The sequence below is a fragment of the Mycolicibacterium vinylchloridicum genome, from assembly GCF_013404075.1.
GTDB lineage: Bacteria > Actinomycetota > Actinomycetes > Mycobacteriales > Mycobacteriaceae > Mycobacterium > Mycobacterium vinylchloridicum.
Genome location: NZ_JACBJQ010000161.1, coordinates 1 through 1,747, shown reverse-complemented (window position 1 = coordinate 1,747; position 1,747 = coordinate 1). Strand labels below are relative to the sequence as shown.

The 1,747-nt window shown below is 61.1% G+C and carries 2 protein-coding genes; both read left to right on the top strand.

Features of this window, described 5'->3' with window-relative positions:
* The first annotated feature begins 212 nt into the window (after window positions 1-212).
* Window positions 213-1,301 carry a thiolase family protein gene (locus HPC46_RS34280; protein WP_179476423.1) on the top strand — a complete coding sequence of 363 codons (1,089 nt, stop codon included), beginning with the start codon at window positions 213-215 and terminating at the stop codon, window positions 1,299-1,301.
* Window positions 1,302-1,331: 30 nt separating this feature from the next.
* Window positions 1,332-1,742 carry a Zn-ribbon domain-containing OB-fold protein gene (locus HPC46_RS34275; RefSeq protein WP_179476422.1) on the top strand — a complete coding sequence of 137 codons (411 nt, stop codon included), beginning with the start codon at window positions 1,332-1,334 and terminating at the stop codon, window positions 1,740-1,742.
* Window positions 1,743-1,747: the final 5 nt, after the last annotated feature.

Sequence of the window (1,747 nt, the reverse complement as noted above, 5' to 3'; positions counted from 1 at the left end):
CTGTCAGTGAGTGACATGTGTCGTTGGTTGACTGTTGTGGGGTGGGGTGGTTAGTCTCGCGGGAGTTGGTGTGGTTATTGGGTTGTGATGGAGGTGTGGGCGTGGGGTTTTCTTCTCGGCGGGTGGCTATTGCTGGGGTGTATACGACTGAGCATGCGAAGAACATGGCGCGGACGCCGTTTTCGCTTCAGTTGGAGGCGATTAAGGGTGCGGTGGCTGATGCTGGTTTGACGTTGGCTGATGTCGATGGTTTGGCACCGAATATCGGGACCGATTTCCATAATCCCGCGCCGATGTTGAATTCGTCGTTGGCGCACATGTTTTGGGCTGAGCAGTTGGGCGGGAAGCCGAAGAAGTTGGTGGTGCACGGGGGTGGTTCGGCGCAGTTGGCCAAGGCTGCTGCTGCGGTGTCGGCTGGGGTGGCTGATGTGGTGGTGGTGTTTTTCGGTAAGTCGGCGTTTGCCACCGGCCCGTCGTCGTATCCCGCGCCCGGGGATGGTCCGCTGCGGGTGGGGGAGTGGGATGCGTTGCCGCATGGCGGTTATCTGGTGACGTGGTATGCGTTGTGGGCTCAGCGGTATATGCATGAGTTCGGGATCAAGAAGGAAGACCTCAGCGAGATTCCGGTGGTGGCGCGTCATTACGCGACGCTGAACCCGGCCTCGGTGATGGGGCCTAAGGGTGAGATCACCGTCGAGGATGTGATGAACTCCAAGCAGATCTGTACGCCGTTGAACATGTTCGACTGCTCGATCGATAACGACGGCGCCTATGCGCTGGTGGTGGCTTCTGAGGAGATCGCCCGTAACAGTCCGAATCCGATCTGGGTCCTGGGTGCCGCCGAAAGTTATTACTCCGACTTTTATGCTTCGATCCCTGATCCGTGGTTCAGCGAGGAAGGCCACGCGGTCAAGGACGCCGCCGATCGGGCGTTTGCGATGTCGGGGGTCAGCCGTGACGAGGTCGATGTGGCTAATCTGTATGACTGTTTCTCGATCACCATGGCCCGCGATCTGGAGGAGATGGGATTCTGCAAACTCGGTGAGGGCGTGGACTTCGTCAAGGACGGCAACACCCGCCTGGATGGGTCCCTGCCGAGCAACACCGATGGCGGGTTGATGTCGGGCAGCCACTGCGGTGAACCGTCGGGAATGCCGACCATCGAGGTGGTGCGCCAGCTACGTGGCCAGTGTGGGCAGCGTCAGGTCGCTGACGCCAAGATCGGTGTCTCCCTGTCCCAGGGCTTCTCCGTCCACGGGGTGGCCGGCGTGATGGTGCTCGGCACCGAGCAACCCGAATAACCCCCATCCCGAGCGCAAGGAGATACGCAGATGGCCTACAACAAGCCGCTACCCACGACCACCGTCGGCAATATGGCGTTCTGGGACGGGTTGAAAGACCACCAGTTCAAAATCCCGCACTGCCGCGACTGCGGCGCCTACAGCTGGGTGCCCTACCCCGCCTGTAAGAACTGTCAGTCCGAGAACATCGACTGGGACCCGATCAGCGGACACGGCGAGGTCTGGACCTACAGCATCGTGCACCGCGGCGCTGGCTTCCACCAAACCCCCTACGTCGTCGCCGTGGCCAAACTCGACGTCGAAGGCCCCCGCTCAGTGCTGGTCCTGGCCACCCTCACCGACACCAACCCCGACGACGTCCACATCGGCATGCCCGTCAAAATCGCCTACGACGACATCCCCGAACACGACACCGCCATGTACCACCTCACCCCCGCCTAACCAGC